Annotated in this window: 1 protein-coding gene and 1 pseudogene; both read right to left on the reverse strand. The window is 41.8% G+C overall.

Features of this window, described 5'->3' with window-relative positions; genetic code table 11:
• Positions 1–589, reverse strand: a pseudogene (locus tag BACCOP_RS01585) (Imm43 family immunity protein); the annotation flags it as partial.
• Positions 590–758: 169 nt separating this feature from the next.
• Complete coding sequence (locus BACCOP_RS01590; RefSeq protein WP_007565499.1) at positions 759–1259, reverse strand: NTF2 fold immunity protein; 501 nt, start codon at positions 1257–1259, stop codon at positions 759–761.
• Between the last annotated feature and the right edge of the window lie 136 nt (positions 1260–1395).

The raw sequence follows: 1395 nt of genomic DNA on the forward strand, positions 1-1395 counted from the left end.
GTCTCGCCTGTGGTGGATTCGGATATTATTCCATCACCATATTCTATGCTATTCAAAACAAAGAAATCGGTTTGATGGAATTGTCTTTCAGTTTCATATCAGGATATACTGTAAAACTAATTCCTAATTTTTTCTCTACATCATTTTGATGAAATGTTATACCTTTCCCGAAATGGAAAGAATCATTGTCAAAATGGTTTATACGTAAAGCGTAGTATTTTTTATCCGTTAGAGATTCGTTTTTCTTGTTTACTACCTTGACAGTTGCAATATCATATTTATCAATGAATCCATTTTCTTGAAGTAAAGACAAAAACTCTTCCGATACGATTTTTAGTTTTATGCTCCACTGGTCACAAAAATCAAATTGCAAAATTCCCGGTTTCTTGTTGCATACGAGGTATAAGACGGGAGGCAAGTTTTCTTCCCAACCATTCTTGTCTTTCCACATCCATCTCCATTTAGTTTGAAATCGTTGTCTTTTACTTTCATCATAAGTATCACATACATCAAATTTACCATATTCCAATAATCCTTTAGGAAGTTTATCTATCCCATATCGCCAAATATAAAGTTCCTCTGTATTCATAATTATTATCGTTAATGGTTTAGCGGGGAACGCTGTAAGCGTTATCCCGGTTTGTTAGCAAAATATTATACCCATTCTAATATTGGGTTAGGTCTATGAATAAAATACCGTTTATTATCCGAAATTGAAAATATCATTCCCGAATGCAATTTCGTTCAAGTTCCTCTTTTTACAATCCACAACGCCTCCACCCGTCTGTCCGCATCTGTACTGCATCGATTTTCCATGCTTCCCCCACACGTTTCATACAGAAACGATAGTCGAGATTGATTCTTTCATCCTGCGCATAGATGTAAAGTTTGTTGCGGGAAACCTGTTCGGCATCAACCAGGCGGAAGGTGGCATACGTCCCCTCTGGAGAAAGCGACAAAGCGAGCGGCCGATACCCCATCCGTGGCTTCTCGGATACATACTGCTGCCAGATCTGCTGCAACTTCGGTCGCACATCCGGCGCATCAAAATCTGTCTGGTCGGTATATTTCTCCCATTGAGTCATGGCGGCAAAGAAAGCATACAGCACCTGTTCCGCCTGATGAACCGCATCAGCGTCCACCTCCAACTTCTTCTTCGCCTGGCTTCGTTGCAACGAGGCGAACAGCTCCATCTGCTCCTGGGTAAAAGAGGTCGCCTGGACGCAAGGAAAGCGTTTATTGAAAGCAATGCCAAGCACCCCTTCATAAGTGATCTGAGTTTGCGAACTTGCAATGAATCAGCTTAGGAAGCTGAGCACCCCGAGCACCCCTTCATCGTCCAGCGACTGGCAATCCAGTCCAACAGAGCCCACTTTATTGGCTTGCATCATGGAA

Source organism: Phocaeicola coprocola DSM 17136 (assembly GCF_000154845.1).
GTDB classification, from domain to species: domain Bacteria; phylum Bacteroidota; class Bacteroidia; order Bacteroidales; family Bacteroidaceae; genus Phocaeicola; species Phocaeicola coprocola.